The sequence below is a fragment of the Neorhizobium sp. T25_13 genome (assembly GCF_002968675.1).
Classification (GTDB): domain Bacteria; phylum Pseudomonadota; class Alphaproteobacteria; order Rhizobiales; family Rhizobiaceae; genus Neorhizobium; species Neorhizobium tomejilense.
The window spans coordinates 76,248-94,970 of sequence record NZ_PVBI01000006.1 but is presented as its reverse complement, the minus strand read 5'-3'; the positions used below and the strand labels follow the sequence as shown (position 1 = coordinate 94,970).

Annotated in this window: 15 protein-coding genes; 5 read left to right on the top strand and 10 right to left on the bottom strand. The window is 56.6% G+C overall.

The genetic code is table 11. The features are described from left to right. The first annotated feature begins 58 nt into the window (after positions 1-58). The gene (locus C5J22_RS15580) at positions 59-2,368 is read left to right on the top strand and encodes a trypsin-like peptidase domain-containing protein (protein WP_105438955.1); all 2,310 of its coding nucleotides are present in this window, start codon (positions 59-61) and stop codon (positions 2,366-2,368) included. A gap of 75 nt (positions 2,369-2,443) precedes the next feature. Then, positions 2,444-2,977, top strand: coding sequence for a phospholipase D-like domain-containing protein (locus C5J22_RS15575; RefSeq protein ID WP_172746647.1), 534 nt, complete (start codon positions 2,444-2,446; stop codon positions 2,975-2,977). A gap of 1,310 nt (positions 2,978-4,287) precedes the next feature. Here C5J22_RS15575 and C5J22_RS15570 read toward each other — a convergent pair. The 5 genes from C5J22_RS15570 to C5J22_RS15555 all read right to left on the bottom strand — a co-directional run bounded on the left by C5J22_RS15570 (position 4,288) and on the right by C5J22_RS15555 (position 10,672). Next, the gene (locus C5J22_RS15570; protein WP_172746646.1) at positions 4,288-6,075 is read right to left on the bottom strand and encodes a hypothetical protein; all 1,788 of its coding nucleotides are present in this window, start codon (positions 6,073-6,075) and stop codon (positions 4,288-4,290) included. A gap of 622 nt (positions 6,076-6,697) precedes the next feature. Beyond that, positions 6,698-7,600, bottom strand: coding sequence for a hypothetical protein (locus tag C5J22_RS15565; RefSeq protein WP_105438952.1), 903 nt, complete (start codon positions 7,598-7,600; stop codon positions 6,698-6,700). Between the two features lies 1 nt (position 7,601). After that, positions 7,602-8,342, bottom strand: coding sequence for a hypothetical protein (locus C5J22_RS15560; RefSeq protein ID WP_172746645.1), 741 nt, complete (start codon positions 8,340-8,342; stop codon positions 7,602-7,604). Beyond that, positions 8,339-8,893 carry a hypothetical protein gene (locus tag C5J22_RS31215; RefSeq protein WP_172746644.1) on the bottom strand — a complete coding sequence of 185 codons (555 nt, stop codon included), beginning with the start codon at positions 8,891-8,893 and terminating at the stop codon, positions 8,339-8,341. The genes C5J22_RS15560 and C5J22_RS31215 overlap by 4 nt, the downstream gene beginning before the upstream one ends. A gap of 345 nt (positions 8,894-9,238) precedes the next feature. After that, positions 9,239-10,672 (bottom strand): restriction endonuclease, encoded by a 1,434-nt coding sequence (locus tag C5J22_RS15555; RefSeq protein ID WP_172746643.1) that lies wholly within the window; start codon positions 10,670-10,672, stop codon positions 9,239-9,241. 627 nt (positions 10,673-11,299) lie between these two features. Here C5J22_RS15555 and C5J22_RS15550 point away from each other — a divergent pair. From C5J22_RS15550 to C5J22_RS15540, 3 genes are all read left to right on the top strand, one after another. Next, the gene (locus C5J22_RS15550) at positions 11,300-12,193 is read left to right on the top strand and encodes a hypothetical protein (protein ID WP_172746642.1); all 894 of its coding nucleotides are present in this window, start codon (positions 11,300-11,302) and stop codon (positions 12,191-12,193) included. A 91-nt stretch (positions 12,194-12,284) separates the two neighbouring features. Further along, on the top strand, positions 12,285-12,464 hold the full coding sequence (locus C5J22_RS15545) for a hypothetical protein (protein ID WP_105438948.1): 180 nt from the start codon (positions 12,285-12,287) through the stop codon (positions 12,462-12,464). 40 nt (positions 12,465-12,504) lie between these two features. Beyond that, the gene (locus tag C5J22_RS15540; protein ID WP_105438947.1) at positions 12,505-13,527 is read left to right on the top strand and encodes a hypothetical protein; all 1,023 of its coding nucleotides are present in this window, start codon (positions 12,505-12,507) and stop codon (positions 13,525-13,527) included. A 386-nt stretch (positions 13,528-13,913) separates the two neighbouring features. On the opposite strand, the gene C5J22_RS15535 is transcribed toward C5J22_RS15540, so the two are convergent. From C5J22_RS15535 to C5J22_RS15515, 5 genes are read right to left on the bottom strand one after another with little or no spacing between them, the layout of a single operon-like run. Then, positions 13,914-14,576 (bottom strand): flavin reductase family protein, encoded by a 663-nt coding sequence (locus C5J22_RS15535; protein WP_172746641.1) that lies wholly within the window; start codon positions 14,574-14,576, stop codon positions 13,914-13,916. 1 nt (position 14,577) lies between these two features. Further along, complete coding sequence (locus tag C5J22_RS15530) at positions 14,578-16,002, bottom strand: Xaa-Pro peptidase family protein (RefSeq protein ID WP_105438945.1); 1,425 nt, start codon at positions 16,000-16,002, stop codon at positions 14,578-14,580. 31 nt (positions 16,003-16,033) lie between these two features. Further along, positions 16,034-16,855 carry an ABC transporter permease gene (locus C5J22_RS15525; RefSeq protein WP_046632060.1) on the bottom strand — a complete coding sequence of 274 codons (822 nt, stop codon included), beginning with the start codon at positions 16,853-16,855 and terminating at the stop codon, positions 16,034-16,036. Beyond that, positions 16,848-17,675 (bottom strand): ABC transporter permease, encoded by an 828-nt coding sequence (locus tag C5J22_RS15520; protein ID WP_105402114.1) that lies wholly within the window; start codon positions 17,673-17,675, stop codon positions 16,848-16,850. The genes C5J22_RS15525 and C5J22_RS15520 overlap by 8 nt, the downstream gene beginning before the upstream one ends. A 9-nt stretch (positions 17,676-17,684) precedes the next feature. Further along, positions 17,685-18,722, bottom strand: a complete 1,038-nt coding sequence (locus C5J22_RS15515; protein WP_105438944.1) for an extracellular solute-binding protein — start codon at positions 18,720-18,722, stop codon at positions 17,685-17,687. Position 18,723: the final 1 nt, after the last annotated feature.

The following is an 18,723-nucleotide window of genomic DNA, read 5'->3' as shown; positions in this document are numbered from 1 at the left end:
TACTTTGCGCGTACGAATATGCAACCAAATGATGTATCTCTCCAGTTAGGGCTGCGCCATGAAAGAACTCGGCAAGACGCTTGTTGAGGTGAATGCCAAAAATTTGGGCGCGCCTTATGCGCGCGACCAGGAGCTGGTGAAGCGGCTCGCGGCCGAGCAGCAAGTCACCAGGTATCAGTGCCGTATCGATGAACGGGTTGCACAAACCGGAGCCCTTGACGACGTCGTTATGCTGCCTGAGGCGGCCAATCTGCGGCTGGATTTTGACCATCGCTTTCGACCAACAGCACTTCCGAACACGCCTGCATTGACCCCAGTCGTCGAACAACTATCCGAGCGCTCGGCAGAACAGGATGCTGCACGTATCCGGGAAGAGTCGATTGCGTTGCGGCAGGGGCGCCCGGTTCTGGTGATAAAGGATGGCGATACCGTTCTTGAATTCGCGCAATCGGCTTCCACCGCGTGGCGGGAAAAGCTAGTGGCCGCGTCGTCACAGCTTCGGCGCACCATCCCGTCGGTTGGACGCGTCGAACTGACAAACTATGTCGCGGCGCCATCCGTCGGAACAGCTTGGATGATCGCGCCCGAGGTCGCGGTGACGAACCGGCACGTGGCAGAATATTTCGTGCAGCGATCGGCCGGCGGCTTGCGCTTTCTGCTGGGGGACGATCGGCGCATTCCAATAGCGGTTGACGTCGACTTCGCCGAAGAATTCGGCTCCGACGTGGAACGCGAATTCAGTGTCGAGGAAGTGATCTATCTTGCACCGATGAACCTGCCCGATATTGCGCTTTTGCGGATCAAAGGCAGGTCGGGGCTAACTCTACCACCCCCATTGCCGCTGTCGAAGATGTCGAGCGTCGGAAAGACGGTCGCCGTCATCGGCTATCCGCACCGCGATCCGTTCCTGCCTGAACAGAAGCTGATGGACGAGATCTTCTTCAAAGGCTACGAGCGCAAGCAGATCGCGCCCGGTTTCGTCATGAACGAACTGACAGCAGACATCGAGCACGACTGCTCGACGCTGACAGGCAATTCGGGGTCGCCCGTCATCGATCTGGAAAGCGGCGAGGTCGTTGGACATCACAGAGCGGGAATTTTCCTGTCTCGTAACTTCGCCGTCACGCCGGCGGGCATCACTCAAGCCCTCGACTTTGCGCGCCGACCACCGATCATCGAAGCTAAAGCAAGGCCGCCTGTTCAAACACCGGACGTAGCAACTGTGGGAGGAGCCGCAATGGCAAACAACGAGGTCCAGATTACGATCCCTTTGACAATTACGGTCTCACTTGGCGATCCGAGCGGAATGTTGAACAGTGCCACGATGGCGGCAAAGGCCGGACCGGCCGACATGAGGGCCCGCACCAGCTTGACTTGGGAGCAGATCGAGGACGCTGTCCCGGCAATCCGCGCGGCGCTCGGCAGTCGGCGTGACGTGATCGCCGTCAAGCCGGGGTATAGGGTGACCGGAGGCGTAATGACCAAGGAACCGGTCGTCGTTGTTTCCGTCAGGCAGCGCTACGAACCGGACCAACTCACCGCGATGGGTCTGTTGCCGTTGCCCGGCTCGATTGACGGCTATCCGATCGACGTCGCAGTGGCGACGCTATCGGAAAGCTTGGGCATCGACGTGGAGGCGGCATCGGAAGCGCCCTGGCAGTCTGCTTACAAGAAGCGCAAGCTGAAGCCCGTCACGGACACCATGTCGATAACGCTGTGTGCGAGCCCGGATACCGGATGGCCGGAGCTCAAGTCGTTCCTCAAGAAGGTGAATAGCACACTGACCGTTGCCATGTATGATTTCGGCGCGCCGCATGTCGTAGAGGCTGTCCGGGCCAGCGTGAAGGCACCAGATGCGACTATGACGCTCGTGTTGCAGGAAGGCGAGTCGCTCAAAAAGAAGGGACCGAAGAAGGATGATTTGAAGGACGCGGAGGTTGTCGACCTGCTTGCGGGAGATCTCAAGGACCGGTTCGCGTTCTCTCTGGCTTCGGTCTATCGGCCGGTGGGTTACAAGAGCAATGCATTCGGACTTTTCGAAAGCAGTTATCACATCAAAGTGGCAGTTCGCGACAATGACGGATTCTGGCTGTCGTCGGGAAACTGGCAATCGTCCAATCAGGCACCTATCGGTGAAGGTGAAGACTTAGGAACGCCCACCGGAATGTGGAATGCCTTTAATCGTGAGTGGCACGCGATCGTTGATCACCCCGGCCTTGCCAGAACTTTCCGAGAGCATATCGAACAGGATCTAGCAGATGCCAAGCAGACCGCGCGGCCGGAGGCCCCCATCATCGAGCGATATGTCTGGGTTCCAATCGACTATCTGGAGCCCGATGTCGCCCAGATCGAAGCACCTTATGTTTAGCGTAAATCGGTCACCATCAACGGCAAGATTAAAGTTCATCCGCTGCTCACACCGGACAATTATTCGGACGTCGTGTTGGATTTGCTGGAGCGGGCGAAGCGGCGCATCCTGTTCCAGAACCAGACGTTTAAGCCCTCCGGAGACGGGAGCGATCGCCCAGGCTTCCGCGAACTGATCGAGGTCATGCTGCGCAAGCACAACGATCCTGCGATCGAGGACCTCAGAATTATCTGGCGAAATGGTTTCGACACGGACCGGCAAGTGGCGACCAATATTCAGCGACGGGGCTTTGACCTCGAACGCGTGCGCGTCAATCGCCACTGCCACACCAAAGGCATTATCATCGACGACGACGTCGTCGTTATCGGAAGCCATAACTGGTCTAGCCAGGGTGTGACGACCAATCGTGATGCAAGCCTGATCATCTACGACACGCGCGCGGTGCGATATTTCGAAGATCTATTCCAGGCAGATTGGGTGCGATCCAAGCCCCCGGAATTTTATGAGAATGCAGCGCCTGTCGCCTTGGTAGAGCCCGGCGATGAAAGTGTGAGGCCGCGCATGATCAAAGTTCCTTTGGCCGAGTGGCTGGCTGAACAGGAGAGCTAGGGCGGCTGTCTGGCTCCGACGGCGCAACAGGCGCGCGTTGGGCGAGATTAGCGGTTGGAAAAAGAGCGGTAAGTGCCGATTACATCGAGGCGGCGATCTTATCGGTTGTCGGCGGGACACACACGTCTGCTGTTCGCGTGATCAAGGACAAAAGGTTGACTAGAGAGCGTCCGCTTCTGGTGTGTTGTCTCTTTTGGCTGAACGGCGGACCTAAGGAGGGTATAGCGGCCATGCGCGCGGTGGTCTTAAGGCGGTAAACTTCGACCGCGAAGCGGAAATTATTGCCGCTCGCCCGTCCTGTTGACTGATGCCCAAAGCCAGGGCACAAAGATGGCATCCACGGTTGCTCGCGATGGGAAAATACAGGGAAATTCAACGGCGATTTCGTTAAGTCGTTGAAATAACGTGAGAATCCAGGTCGCCCAGGCGGGCCATTTTAGGCCATTTTTTTGCTCTAAATCGGCGACCTTTCCAATTCGAAAAATCGACGTCTTCTCAACAAGTTGAGCGGTCTCCGCTGCGATCCTTCAAGCCATCAGTCAACCTCAAGCGACCCAAGAAAATTTGGCTGGGGACCCGCAAGCAACGACCGCAACGGGGCTGGAATCTGACTGTCGGATATTGCGTTGGATAAAAAGGTAACGCTGACATTGAAGATATGTTGATGTTGTCCGCTATCGGCCCCGTTGCGGTCATTGATCGGGGTCCCCAGCCAAATTACCTAGCCGCCTTCGAACGCGACGGATGGCCCAAGGAGGCGCGGCCGAGATCGCCAACGTATTGAGAAGAGGCCACTTTTCCTAGGGGGAGATTGTTGCCAATTTAGATCGAAAAATCGTTCCAAAATGACTTGCTTGTATTCTCACATGATTTCAATGACTTATTTGAAAAGCTTTGAAATTCCCTCTGTTTTCCTGCCGCGAGCGACCGTGGATGCCACCTTTGTGCCCTGGCTTTGGGCATCAGTCAACTGGGCGCCAGAGCGGCGATCCCCGACACATTGCCAAATGAGACGAGGCGGAAACAAACTTGGTCGAGGATGTTTTTCCAAGTTCGCCGTCATTTGACTAAGAGACTGTAACTGCGCGCTAATTCGGGATTCCATTTGACAACGTGCTACTCCCGGAACATTCTGGTAACGCGAATCGGAGATTATGTGTTGATCTCTTAGCTTCCAGCGCCTATCTCCGGCAGCCAAACAACTGGAATGAGTAATGACCGCAGCAATCGTCCGCCACCCTATCCTTCCTTGGAAGCCGGCTCCCCGCCCCCCCAAGGGGCCAAATAACCGCAAGGGCCGCAAGTCCTGATCAAAACTCACGGAAGCGCCGCTGCCAACCAAGCGCCAAGTACATCTCGGCAAAGCCTCGGTACGTGCTTTCCACCTCTGCAAAGACCTGCTGCTGGATTTCCAGTCCTTCTTTGACTTCTTTCTCATCGCCGAAGACGACCTTTATGGCGCTCTCGGTCGATTTTAGCGCGGTCTCGTCCGGCGCCTCTGGATCGGCGGCTCTCGAACGCACCTCGCCTATTAGTGCTTCGATCTCCTCTCGGACTTTCTGCGCTGGCTGCGAGATCGAGGCTTCGATCAGATAGTTCGCCAGATTGAGGCGGGGGATCAGGCAGCGCGGATCGTCGGCGTGTTCGTCGAGGAACCGACGTACGGTGGAGATAGCGTCGTCTATCCGGTTGGTCTGGTGGTAGGAGGCAGAAGCGAAATGCAAGTAATCGAAGTCGTCTGGCTCGTCTTCTTTGCGCCAGTCTTCCAATGCACGTTCCACCAAGTTACCTAGTTCGGTGTCGATCCTAAACGAAGCAAGGAACACAGTTAAGCTCAGCCGGAGTTGGGCAGCGTCAGGCTTCACGGATTCGATAAGCTCTACGGCGACCTTCATGTTCTTGTCGTCGCGTGCGCATACGGCCAGATAGGACGAGTTCTCCTCGATATAGTCGAGACAGGTCTTATACCTGGTCTCGACTTCGCTATCGGGAAAGTCGTTCCACGACCGGAGGGTCTCCATCAAGGGAATCCGAGCGGCGATCCTCAGCCGTTCCAACGGTCTGGTGCCCTCCAGGATCGCGTCGCGGAGTGTCTCGCTTTGGACCTCGATCGCCTGAAGGCTGTTGCCGAAGCTTTCCATCAGCGCCTTAAGCTTGGGGTCGAGGACGCTGCCGGGTTTGTAAGTCAGGTCGTGCATCTTGGCGCCCCAAGCGTCGTGGAGCATGGTTTTGACCTGCACTTCGGCCTTGAGCCTGGGACGCATGGAGTCTGTGGATATAACCTTGACATGCGTTGCGTGGTAGCCCTTCTCGCGATGGATCTTCTCGCGGACGGTACCGCCTCCCGTAACTTCGTAAGGTTCCAACGCCAATTTGTACTCGGCGAGCCTGCTCTCGAACACATCGAGGAAAAGACGTATCCGGTCCGAGTAGTAGACGACCACGGTGGCGCCGACGATGTCGACCATCTCACGAAGGTGGAAGTCGCGGTTCTCTGCGCGCTTCTCAATCAGTTTGCCCGCGATCTTGATTACGTCCTTTGTGTCGTGATGTATTTGCTTCTTCTTGCGAGTGTAGATCTCGAACACGGTCTCCTTGCCGACTGCACGCGCCGCCTCGTGGGCCGCCGAAACCACATCGCCCAAAAGTTCGTGATATGGCGTGTCGTATCTGCGCATGAACTCGCGGGCCTCGGCCAGTGCCACGTCGATCTCCAACGTAACCCCGCCCGGGCTGATCCCTCCTACGCTCGGCGCACTCTCTATCAACCGGCAGGGAATGTCCGGCCATCCCGAATAGAGGGCGTTGATAAAGGTGGAATTGCCCTCTACCACCACAGTCGAGTCGCCTCGGCGCTCGATCACGATAGGCTCGCGCTTTTCTATCTCGCCCGCAGCCGCTCGCTTCATGTATCCGCAGGCATTGGGAACACCGTCGGCCCGAGCCCGCGTCGAGACAAGTCTCCTGATCGGCACCAGTACGTGGTCCTGTTCCACCTTGAAATAGTCGACGTGGCCGTATGGAAGCTTGGTCAGTTTAGCGGTGTCGACCTGGACTGTCTCGATCCCCTCGGAGGTCCACACGGGCGCAATTAGCATATCTCTATCCATAGGCGATGAAACGAAGTTGTCGGCGAAAGGGAGCGTGGAGCCGGACACTCAGAGAGAGGCAATACACGCGATTTTGTCAACGTGTGATCCGAAAGACAGACCGCGAGATCAACAAAATCGACGGTGAAGGATTGAGGGCTTTTAGCGACAGCATTTGCCATTCGCTTATCGAAACCTGCCTGTGAGCTCCCCGCCCCATCGCAGAGTTCCAGGGACTGGTGTAGGAATGTCCGCTTCGGGGCCATCAGCGGTCTGACGGCTTTCCAACAGCGAACACATAAACCGGACATCGCAGTTCTCAACGTCAAGGTCCGAGGTCAGCTCAAAGGCCACGTAGCCAGCCGCCTCCGACGCGATCCATAACGATTTGCGGACAATAGTTTAGCGGTCTGGCAGGCCACCGAGCTCGTTGACGTTAGTACGAAGTAGGCCCTGAGGAAGTGAATTTCCGATCCACCTCCCCACCTTTCCGTACGGTTCAAAGGTCTTAACGAATGCCTCGGCCACTTCGTTGGATAGGGCTACGAATGGGCGTCGGATGCGACCATGCCAATATCGATGACCAGCGATTTGGTGTCTTTCGCCTATTAAATGGGCAGCCTCGAGATAGTCACGACTTCAATCCTTTTGCAAACAATGCGGCTTCGCCCGCCCTCCGTTTGACCACTCCCCTTGCATTGGGCTTGTCAAGCCAAAGACGTTGCATATCCATGAATTTCTGCGGAATGGCGTCATACTGTTTGCTAGCCATGAGATCCCTGATTTCACGCATCTCGCGACGGCTATCGATGGGGTCGTTTCTAAGCTTCAGTGCTGTACCACGGTTGAAAACCAGGGAAGTAAGTGCCCCTCGGCAATCCGGAGGCAAATCTTCAACGTTCTGGCAGAAGGTCTCTGTCAACGCGACGAATATCGGCAACAACGATTCTGTAAACTGACGGTACGCACCGTCCCATTCAATTCGCACATGCCCGACAGAGCTGATTGCGGATTGTGCGGCGGCGGCCTTCTTGCCGCACAAAGGTTTGAGCTGGTTCAGGATGAAGGGATGAACGTATTTGCTCCATTCGGTAATCATGTCGTCTGCCGACGCATAACCGAGATCGTAACCGATCCCAATCGTGACGCCCGAGTCGCCGCCAGGCCAGATCGGCGCCTTGAGTTTGGCGTTGTAGTTGCTTTCGCTCGTTACTTCGTAGAACAATATAAATTGTCTTGATGCATCAGAAATTTGCAACTGCGATGGAGGGATGCGCGGTGGCTGGCGAGCTGCACTCACTACGCATGTGGTCTTACCGTTCAGGGTGATAGGTATACACGCCGCTCCATCATCCGCCATCGCGAAATCACGAAACGCTACGGTTGCCTGCGCGGCGGCAGGATCCTGCTGAATCTCAGCGAATTCCGCATCGAAATCTAGGTCAAGAGCGTTCGGCGCTGCGAATCCAGGCGCGCCAACAAGTGTATATCCACCGAAGGCGGCGCTCAATTTCAGAAAAGTACGCCTGTCCATATTAAACCTCCTTCCTCTTCATTGCCCAGTCAAAGCCTTTTTGAATCCCTTCATTAAAGCTGATCTTTTCGTCGTGTGCGGCCTGAAAGCCGGTCCACACTGCCTCGGCTCTCTGTTCCGCAGTACCATGATTACCTCCGGCCATTGACCGAAGCGTCTGCAGAAACACAATTGCGGGGTAGTCGGAATGGATAAGTTTTCTCTGCCCGGCAAAAAAGCCAGCGAGGTAATCCGCATGTTGCTCTCCGCGAAATGGGCGCGAGAGATTCGGAACCAACTGATCGTGAAGGCCAGTGTCGTAGGCTAGGATGTGAGCGAATTCATGTGCGCAAACTGCCACTACGGCGGCGTCGCCGTCTGGCTTTGCGAGTAAATCCTTTAGAAGTTTGAGCCCAAACAACACTGTGCCTTTGGAACCATCGACAATACTCTCCTTCGAAACGGTAGCATTGCCCACCTGTCCATCATTGTAAAACGCGAAGCCGGGGTCGATCGAGAAAGCCGTTCTTATCGTTGTAAGAGCGAAGGCCAGGTCGTCATCGAGGTGTTCAATACCTGATTTGCGGACCACGTTGTCAGCAGCGAATGCGAATGTAGACATGTTGCCGTCCGCCAACGCGCGCGGGTCCGCTACCTCGCATCCGGCTGCCGTGGGCTGCGCCTGACTACAACCACAGGCAAGGAAGTAAGCTCCCGATCCGGCTACACCTTTTAACAAACGTCGGCGATTAAACGGGTTCATTTGCACATCGTCTTGTACAGCTTGCAGTCGCTTGACTGATTGACAGGTGTCACATTCGGTTGGGCAATTTCCGAGATGTCAGTTCCTTGAGCATTAACCGGCCCTACATTCGCATCCGGCAATGCCGAACCAGCGCTTGCCCCGACAAATGTTAAGTACTCGACACGCCCAGTATAGTTGCTCAAGCCGATGTACCAGTCTGCCACAATGCCGGACTGATGCCTAACACGCACGGCAAAAACCGGCCCCGCGGGTAACTGGTTTACATTGATAACCTGCATACTGGCGATTGGTCCCGCTGCCGCAATATTAGCGTAGCAGCCAGTGTTATTGGTTTGGAATGCGATCGTTTGATAAAGTTGAATTCCAAGATACTGGTAGACTTGCGGAGGACCACAATATTGGAATGCCGAAATCAACTGACCAAGAATTGGCTTCGGATCGGTATTATTTGTGAACTGCTGCGCTTGAGCGACGTAAGCTATCCCTGCCGCCAAAGTTAAGGCAAGGCAGGTTACCGACAGCAGCCTACGACAATAAGACAGTTGCATTCTCTCCCCCAATGCTTCCATAACTCGCTTAGCACAACGTGTGCAAATGAGCTAGATACATACACTGAATAGACATTGAATATTGCGGAGCCGATCTGCCTCAGAATGTGGATTGTGCTCTTCAGTAAATATTAGAATCCCAAGGAGCCGGCGTACACCGCATCAGAGTCGTATCAATTGGTCTCGGGGCATTGCAGGCGGATATGACGGAATCCTGACTGTTTCGGTCTAAAGGTTGAGCAGAATGGCAGCTTGCGGGATCGGGGGGGTAGGTCCTCAATGCCCGCAATAAAGGCGCGTTACGGTCCGGCAGCTACTGACCCAGTTGACGTTTTCCAGACGACCTTAAGCCTCAGCCGCCCGAAGAGACTCGGCTGGCCATTGCACGCTTTCCGCCTCTGCAGCGGCTGCGATTATCAAATAATAATCGTTAAATGCCTTTCTTGCGTCCCACTGATTAGCCATCTCCGTGGGAAAGATGCTCAATCGCAGATCGTATATATAGTCTTCCTTGTCCACGTGGCCTTGATCTGGGAGATAAAGGGCCACGCGACCGAGCCTGAAGTGGGCACCGAAGTCGTTCGGGAACCGGGCCATGAACCGGTGGAACGCATCGTCGTCGGAAACGTCTAGAATCATAAAAGCATTGAACAAGCTCTCCGCTTCGACCCCCAGTTCAAAGACGATGTCTTGCCAATTAAACCGCCTTGAGAAGCGATGAGCGTCTTCAATGTGCGCATTCACTGCTCGAACCACCCGCATGAACGGGAGTTTGGACAAGGCCTCTACCATTGCATCGAAGGGGCCATTTCGAGTAGCTTCAGACTCCTTTTCAAGCTGTTCAATTTCCTGACGCGACGCGTAGTATTGTGAAATTTTACGATCGTCATCCCTTGTTGCGCCGTTTAGGAAATTTGGCAGGTACATTGTGTAGTAATCATAGTGGTCTTTGTCATAGTGGTCGCTGTGTTCGAAATACTGAATAATTTGGACATCCCAAGAGTATACCTGACCGTCGTCGAGCGCCCAACCGTCGTGTAGCGCTCGTTTAATAGCGGGACTGCTTGCTGCCTGCGCCGAGCCTTTAGGGTACATGTAATCTACATACCAAGTGTAACCGCCGTTCTTGTCGTCGTACCAGACTGCACGGGGCCTCACAAAATGGCCCGGCGGCAGGGGGAGCTTTTCAATGTCCTCGATCCGAGCCTCAATACTGGGCAGGTGATGGGATGTCGCGGAGCCTATTCTATTAGTTAGGTGGAAGACGTATCCCTTGTAGTGGGCGACAAAATGATTTGGGCTTGTGGTTGCATACAGACGCCACTGGTCGCACGACTTTGGCATGAAGCGCTGTGCGATAGCCCAATCCTGCGGATTAGACAGCAGGCGTTCTATCGTCACTGCGTCCCAGTACATCGCAGTAATTCCAACCTTCTCGTTTTGGCTAATGCCCTCAAGCCTGGCCACGAGTCCGGAGGAAGGTTGCGTAGAGCATGCGAGGAGATAACCGGTCGCGCCGTGTTGGGCACACGAAGAGACAGGATCGTCGATCGCGGTATGGGACACGCTGGCCCCCGAATGGGCATTGTGCTTGCATTGCACCAACCATGTACGCGAATGCGACCCGAACAAACCGGTCAGTGTCTCGCGGCACACTAGGTCGCGACCGCCATCCGCACCGCGCCCGCTCCAAGCGACGTGGAGGCCGCGACTGAACAGCAGTTCTCGGACTAGCTGCTCAAAGGCCTGTCCATCTTGGGGCAATTCTTTGAAATCCATTGTTCGTCTCCGTACAGGGGCGTCGATATCCCGAGACGAACAAAAGACATTAACCGGCATGAAATCAAGATAGGGGTTGCGGATGGAGGCCGTAGCTACCTTCTACGTTCCAACTCATGTTTCTGCGTCGGAGCACCAAAACTTGCGAGTCCGCCTTGCACCCCGTCATGGACATTGCAGTAATCTAAGCGGACCGGTAGCTTTCAAGAATTCGCCCGGTCTGCTTGAATGGCCGAAACGGAGGCGCAAAGCTGCCGGGCGCTCTGTGGCTGCCTCACCGCAAACTTGAGGCCCGAAAGCGGAAATTATTGCCGTTAGACCGTCTAGTTGACTGATACCCAAAGCCAGGGCACAAAGGTGGCATCCACGGTCGCTCGCGATTGGAAAACAGAGGGAACTTCAAGGCTTTTAAACTAAGCTATTGAAATCATGTGAGAATCCAGGTTCCCCAGCCAAACTTTTCTTCGACATTTTCAGTTGCTTGCGCAAGAAGCGTTCCGACCTGAACGCTTTCATGTTGCGTCTTGTTGCGCGCTAATTCCCTTGAATTCCGGGCATTTCCCGGCACACTTGGCAAATCCATGCAACATGGATTGCAACATGCGGAGATGGGAGATCACCACGACAATGGCTGACGATCGCGATCGGTCTGAGGAGAATGCTGTGATCGAGGGTGCCGAGCCTGAGGAGGCGGAACCGGCATTGACGGTGAAAGAGTTCTTGGAATCCACTCACCCCTCGGTGGCTAAGCAAGTAAAAGGCTTATGGAGAGCTGCCAGATATATCCACAGCGGTAGCGCGCATAGAAAGGTGGAATGGCCAGATCTTCGTCTGCATTGCGTAGGCTGTGAGGGAGAGCGGACCTTTCGGAGTGATAGCAACGGTGATTTCCGACAAGATTCCGAAGATGTAGACACTCATCCAGACTACACCTGCGGAGACTGTCACAACGAGATGAAACGCTTCGCCCTGTACGCGGTTTTCAGTGACGACGGCGGAGGCACGCTTTACAAATATGGCGAGTTGCCGCCCTTTGGTATCCCAGTTCCAAATCGTGTCTTGAGGTTGTTCGGAGGGGAGGATGCGAAGACCTTCCTCAAAGGGAGGCAGTGCGAGGATCTGGGCTATGGTATCGGAGCGTTCGCATACTATCGGCGCGTCGTCGAGAACCATCGAAACGATCTTTTTGACGAGATAATTAAAGTATGTAGAACGGTCGCGGCCCCCAAAGAGTTGATCGACCAGCTAGATGCTGCAAAAGGAGAGATCTCATTCTCCAAGTCACTGGAAAAAATCAAGACTGCTCTTCCTCAGGGACTACTTATTAACGGGCACAACCCCCTGAACGCCCTTCATGGAGCGCTGAGCATTGGAATTCATACCGAGACCGACGCGGAATGCCTCGCCGCGGCTCAGGCGGTTCGCTTGGTTCTAAGCGATCTAGTGGAGAAAATTGCCATGCTCAAACAGGATAATAAGCAACTGAATGACGCGGTGCAGCTGCTTCTTTCAAAAAGATGAGTGGTCTGGATTAGTGACCTTATTGGATCTAAGCAGCAGCGGCGGACATCGTGTCCGCCGCTGGCTCGGCGATAAATGAGGAATAACCAGGATGGGCCGTCGCACCATTCCCTTTACTGAAGACAGCGTCTGCCGCGCCATCCGTGCTGTGAAGAAAGTCGGGATAGAGATCAAGACGATCCGCATTGAACCGAACGGAGCCGTGGTCATGAACGGCAACGGAGAACTTTCGGAAAGCGACTTCGTCGAGTCCGCTACGGGTTACCTATGACCGACCCTAGCGGTCTACTTGTCGAGGGAGTTCACCTGGCTTGACGACAGAGCAACGCACCCCTTTGCAGCGCGCTTGGATATTGTTGACCAAGCCTCTCGCGGTAGCCGCTTTTCGTCGCAGACACCGTCGCCGCTTCAATCGCAACTATCCGATTATTTGGAGAACACCTGGAGAGATTATTTCTCTGGATCTGGAGAATTACGATAGCGAAGACGATGGGATCAAGCTCGACAAAGCTTTCATTGATGACCTAGTGCCCGCGAGGGACGCGGCGCTGGCTAGGGCTAATAGCTTAACTCTCTTAAACTTCATCGTCTTTGGGCTTTTGGCAGCGGATTATCTCTCGCTGGGCGTTAAGTTCTCTATCCCCGGCGTGGCGGTGGAAGATATTAAGGGGGTGCGAGAGTTCCTATTATTTTTCACAGGTGTCGTCGGCGCCATAGCTCTAATTGCGCAGAGCAATATTTATACTATGGACAGCGCCATCAAGTTCGTAATTACAAACCGGCTACCGGAGGCGTTGCAAAGCATCTATCTGGCGAAGTATTTTTCGCACGAAAATATTCCTCGATTCGTTCCCACGAACATCCCGCATATCACGGTTGCTAAAAGCAATAGTGTTGTGACGACATTGGTGTACCTCGGCTGGGGTGCTGCTATTGTCATCTACCTCATTTTCTATCTTACGATAGGGATTATGATTGCGATCGACATATGGAAGTCCGCAGGTTTAGGTCTACTAAGTAGGGTCGTAGCAGTCGGATACGTCGTCAATGCAATCCTTTGCTGGGGTTACCTCATAACAACACGAGCAAAAATGCCGTACCGCGATTATTTTCGCAGCCAAGAGATCGAGGTGCTCAGCCAGATTGCCCCCTCACAGGTAGAGGCCAAGCGGAGCTTCCTTTACGATGAAAGCAACGGCGACTATGCTCGGATGGTGGAGCGGGGCTACTTTACCGGAAACCCTCAGAAGGACTATGATCACGCCGAAGCGAGGCCCGCGCGCTTCATCGCGATCGCGCTGATCGCCTTTCTGATCATCCTGATACTGGTATAACCCAGCACAAGGTGCGGAATTTCCCCACCCCTCCGCCTAAACCTTTGAGCGACAGCGGCGGATAACTTGTCCGCCTTTCGTCTGCTACTAAAATTAAAAGTGGCGGCGCTTTCGAGCGTCGTCCACCGGCGCGACGACCTTTGACTTGAATTGGCTTCGGTCTTTTTCCATGACGCGCTCCAGTCGCGCGACGGCACCCACAGACGCGCCTCGAGCGTCGACAACGGGTGCATACGTGACCGAGGGCGCGCTCCCTCCGCCACCGGACGCGCCGCCAAGTATACCCTTTTCCCGTCTCGTTTTTCCAGTGCCCTCCCGGCCGCCGGCTTCTTATTATTCAGACCATAAGAAGGCACAGATCACGCGGAGGAAGCGGACAAGCGCGCTTACTCCGCCGCCGCCTTCGCGCCATCCTTCCGGCTTTCCCATTCCTGCGGGGTCAGCGTCTTGATGTCGAACTGGTCACGGGTCCGGGCGTACGTGTGCCCGCCCATGCGGCCGACGGCGTCCATGAGCTGCTGGTCGATATGCAGGTTCGAAGGGTTGACGGCGTCGCTGCGGACATAGACGCCGAGCACCTCGCCCAGGATGATTTCCCGCGCCGGGCCGACCTGCAGGGTGGTGTGACGGCGGCATTCGAGCGCCGCCGGTGCCGCGAGAATGCGCGGGCTGCGCACCATCTGGCCGGGGACGGTCGCAAGGCCCGCCTCCTCCATCTCGTCGATCTCGGGGCCGAATTTGATGGCGCAGACCTCCATCTGGTCGACGAGCGCGTTATCACAGATGTGGACCGTGAACTCTCCGGTCTCGCGGATGTTGCGCGCCGTGTCCTTGAAACGCATGTCCGAATAGTTCTCGACGCCGATGGCGACGATGGCCGGATCATGGGTCAGCACATTGAAGAAGCTGAACGGACCGGCATTGGGCTGCCCTTGCCTGCTGACCGTCGTCACCAGGGCGATGGGGCGCGGGATCACGGTGCCGATCAGAAGCTTGTAGCGCTCGCGCTCGCTAAGCTTGGCGAAATCGAAATGGGTGTGGTCGGTCATGTCAGGCCTCGGCTGCGATGCGATGGGTTTCAAGCGGGGTGTGGCGGGAAAGGTTCTCGAACCCGTCCTTGGTGACGACATACATGTCGCCGACATTGCAGCCGGCGGAGAGCGGTTCCAACCACTGGGTGTGCAGCACGAACACCATGCCTTCCTCCATCCGGTCGTAGTTGTGGGAGGAGATGTTGAAACTGTTTTGGCTCCCAGCCATGCCGACGGAATGGCCGAGATTGGGATTATGCGGGCCTTCCGTCGCCGGATAGACATGCATCAGCTTGCGGCCCTGCGCCTCCCAGTCGATGTTCTTCACATACTGGCGTGGGATCAGCCGCGCGCTACCGTCATCCATCGGCGCCCAGTTATAGGGCATGGTGCGCGCCTCCGGCGAGGACAGCATGCCACGCTCGATCATCGGTCCGAAGGCGGCATTGTTGACGTCGCGCATCAGCGCCCCCGGCCGGATCAGTTTTTCGGCGCGCTTGACGCCCTCGGTGCAGGCGGCGAGCACCTCCTCCTGCCGCTTGGTGATCTCGCCGACGGCGATCATGCGGGCGGTCTGGGCCGTGTAGCCGCGGTAGGTGACGTTGGAGACATAGAGATTGATCAGGTCGCCCGGACGCACGACATGGCCGTAGGGTTTGCCGCAATGGGTGCCGAATTCGTTGATGCCGATCTGGTAGCCGTCACCGGTCTCACCGCCGAAGGATAGCTGGGCCTGTGTGAAGGCGGCATAGATCTCGTGGTCGGTCACGCCGGGCCTGGCGACGTGATAGGCGGCCTGGGTCGCGATGCTGACCAGTTGCGCGGCAGCCCGGAACATCTCGATTTCGCGCGGTGAACGCAGCTTCTGCATCCGGTCGAGAAGAGCGTTGTCGGCGATGAACTTGCTCTTCGACATCAGTTCTTCGAGCGCCGCCCAGAAGGTCAGCGAGGTGCGGTCGCCGATCCGGCCGATCTGGGCGTTTGCGAGCCCGAGGCTGGCCAGCAGTTCGGCGCATTTCTCGGCAGTCTTGATCACGGAGTCGCCCGGCCGATCGGCATATTCGCGGCCGATCGGGCCGATCTGCCAGATATCCTCGACCAGCACCGGTTCACCGCCCGGCGGCAGCAGCACGGATTGGGTGAAGAAGGAGAGAAGTGTCAGCGGCTTGTCGGTGTCTGTCGGGATGATCAGCACGCCTTCGCGCATCCAGTCGCAGATATAGCGGAGATAGTGGTTCGACGTGTGAAACCAGCCGACACCGCCGGTGTGGACGATCAGCGCGTCATGCCCCGCTTCGACCGCCTGACGGCGAATGCGGCGCAGGCGATCCTCGAATTCCTCGACCGGCAGCGGCACTGGTGCGGAAAAATCGAAGTCCGGCTGGAAATCGGCGAGCAGCGATCCGACACGATAAGAGCCCGCCTTGGTTGCACGCATGTTCATTGGGTATTCCTTCCAGAATTCTAAAAATAGGTCAGGCCTGCTTCTGCGGTGCCAGCACCCGTCTTGCGACAAGCAGCACCACGAGCGTGAGAGCGATCAAAACTCCCGACATGGCGGCAACGCGGACGTCGAGCGACTCTTCGATGAGAGCGAACATTCTGAGCGGCAGCACCGTCGTTCGGGCATCTGCGAGGAAGAGCGAGACGGACACGTTGTCGAGCGACTGGATGAAGACGAGAAACGCACCGGCAAGAATGCCCGGCAGCAGGAGCGGCAAGGTTACGCGCCTCAGCGTCGTGAACCACGTCGCCCCCATCACCGTCGAAGCCTCCGCCAGCGATGGATTGATCCCCTGGGCAACAACCGATGCGGCCCGGTACATCAGCGGGCCGAAGACGACCACATGTCCGGTCACGGTCAGCCAGAGCGAAGGCTGGAAGCCGACGAAGTTGGCGACGATCAGCGCCGCGAGACCGTAGACCAGGCTCGGCAGGACGAGCGGCGCGAGCAGGAGAGGCTCGATGGAACTCACGGTGCTGCGTTTCATCCGCGCCATGCCGATGGTGGCAGGAACCGCAAAGAGCAGGGACCCCAGAACCGCAAGAGCGGCAATCTTCAGCGAGTTGCCGGCCGCGATGTGCTCGGTTCCCGAACGGATCGGATCGAACAAGGCCTCGTACCAGCGGATCGAAAAGCCCTGCGGCGGGTATTTCAGGGTCTGCCCTGACGTAAACGACATGGTGATCGCGATGATGATCGGGGCGACCAGATAGATCAGGCTGAGGCCACCGAAGCCGAAGACGAATGCCTTATAGAGGAAAGCGGGGATCGGATTTTCACGCTTGTTACGCATGGCCCACGAGCCTCCTGTGACGGGAAATCATGGTCATCGCGACCAGCAGAATTCCGGTCGATAGCAGCAGGACGACAGCAATCGCCGATGCCATGGACCAGTCGAACAGCGTGCCAACCTCACGGTAGATGAGTTGCGGAACGTAGACGTTGCGGGCGCCGCCGATGACCGCCTGGGTCACGAAGGAACTGCTGGTGCTCGCAAAGACGAGGATCCAGCCGGCCAGCAGGCCCGGCAGCATCATCGGCAGAAGCACGGTCACGAAAATCCGCCATGGCCCGGCGCCCGAAACCTGCGCGGCTTCGGTAAACTGCACGGGTGTCCGCGACAGGATCGCGATCAGCGGCAGGATAATAAGGGGCAGATCGATCTGGCACATGGCCAATACCAATCCGAGTTCGGTCGACATCAGCGAGAACGGTTGTCCTGCAAGACCGAGAGCCACGAAGGTCTCGCTAATCGGCCCCTGCCGCCCGAGAATGACAATCCAGGCAAAGGTTCGCACCACGTTGCTGGTCAGCATCGGGATGAGCGTCAGAAAGATGATAACCTGACGCGCAGTCTTGCCACTGTGCCAGTACAGGAGCGCGATCGGAATGCCGAGAAGCGTCGTGCTCGCTACAGTCTGCAGACCGAGCTTAGCGGTATTCATCAGCACGCGATAATTGAACGCATCGCCGAGGAAGCGTCCATAATTGTTGAGTGTCAGTCCGTCTGGGCCGATGAAACTGAACCCGATGAGAACGGCGAGCGGCGTCGCAAAGAACGCCACCGACAAGAGGAGCATCGGGATAACGTAGGGGAAGCCGCTCGCCTTCATTGTCTTATCTCAACCAGCAACGAGGGCGTCGAACTTGCGGATCCATTCCGCACGGTTCTTGTTGATCGAAGCCCAGTCCGGATAGATCATGCTGGCAAGCTGGTCGCGCTTGACGAAAGCCTCGATGCCGGGCGTCAGGGCAACTTGCCTGTTGGTCGGGAACATCTCGCGTGGCGGCATCTTCAACTGATCCTGCGCCGCCTTGGAGATCGCGGCATCCATGTAAGCATAGGCCGCCTCGACGTTCTTCGAACCCTTGGTCAGGTGGATGTTGACGGGGGCTGCGGGAGAGCCGGTTTCCGGCTGGACGAACTCGGCCTTGAGGCCCATGCTCTTCAGACGCGCGACGTTGCCGGTCGAACACATGAAGACCGCGATCTCGCCCTGCTGGAACAGCGTCATCTGGTGGTTGGTGCTGGCGACGACGCCCTTGATCTGCTCCGGATTGTCCTTGAACAGCTTGAAGACGGCGTCCATGTCCGTGGCGCTGGTCCCGAAGATCTTGGCGATCTGGCTATAGGCCATGACGCCGGTGTTCGAACCGAAGCCGGTCCAGGATACCTTGCCCTTGTAGGCGGGATTTTCGAACAGATCGCGATAGCCCTTGGGGGCCGGCACGAGATCGGGATTGTAGGCGATGCCGTTGACTTCGATCGTCACGGTCGGGCCGTACTCGCCCTGGAAGGCCGGGTCGAGCATGCTCCAGTTCTTGAGCTTGCTCGGATCGATCTTCTGGATCAGGTCGTTGTCGATGGCGGTCGCCATCTGGCCGGGCGACATCAGCAGCGTGTCGTAAGGCGGGTTGCCGGGGCTCGCCATCACCTTGGCGAGTTGGTCCTGCGCCAATGCCGGGGCGACCGTCAGGTCGAAACCGGCTTGCTTGACGAGCGGCGTCAAAACCGTGCGGTAGCCATCTTCCCAGTTGCCGGGGAAGGTTGCGGCGACGACGCTGCCGGCGGCGCGGGCGGAAAACGGCATGGTTGCGGCTGCGGCCGCACCGGCAGCGAGCAGGCCAAAATTACGGCGGGTCATATTGAAGTTGGTCATG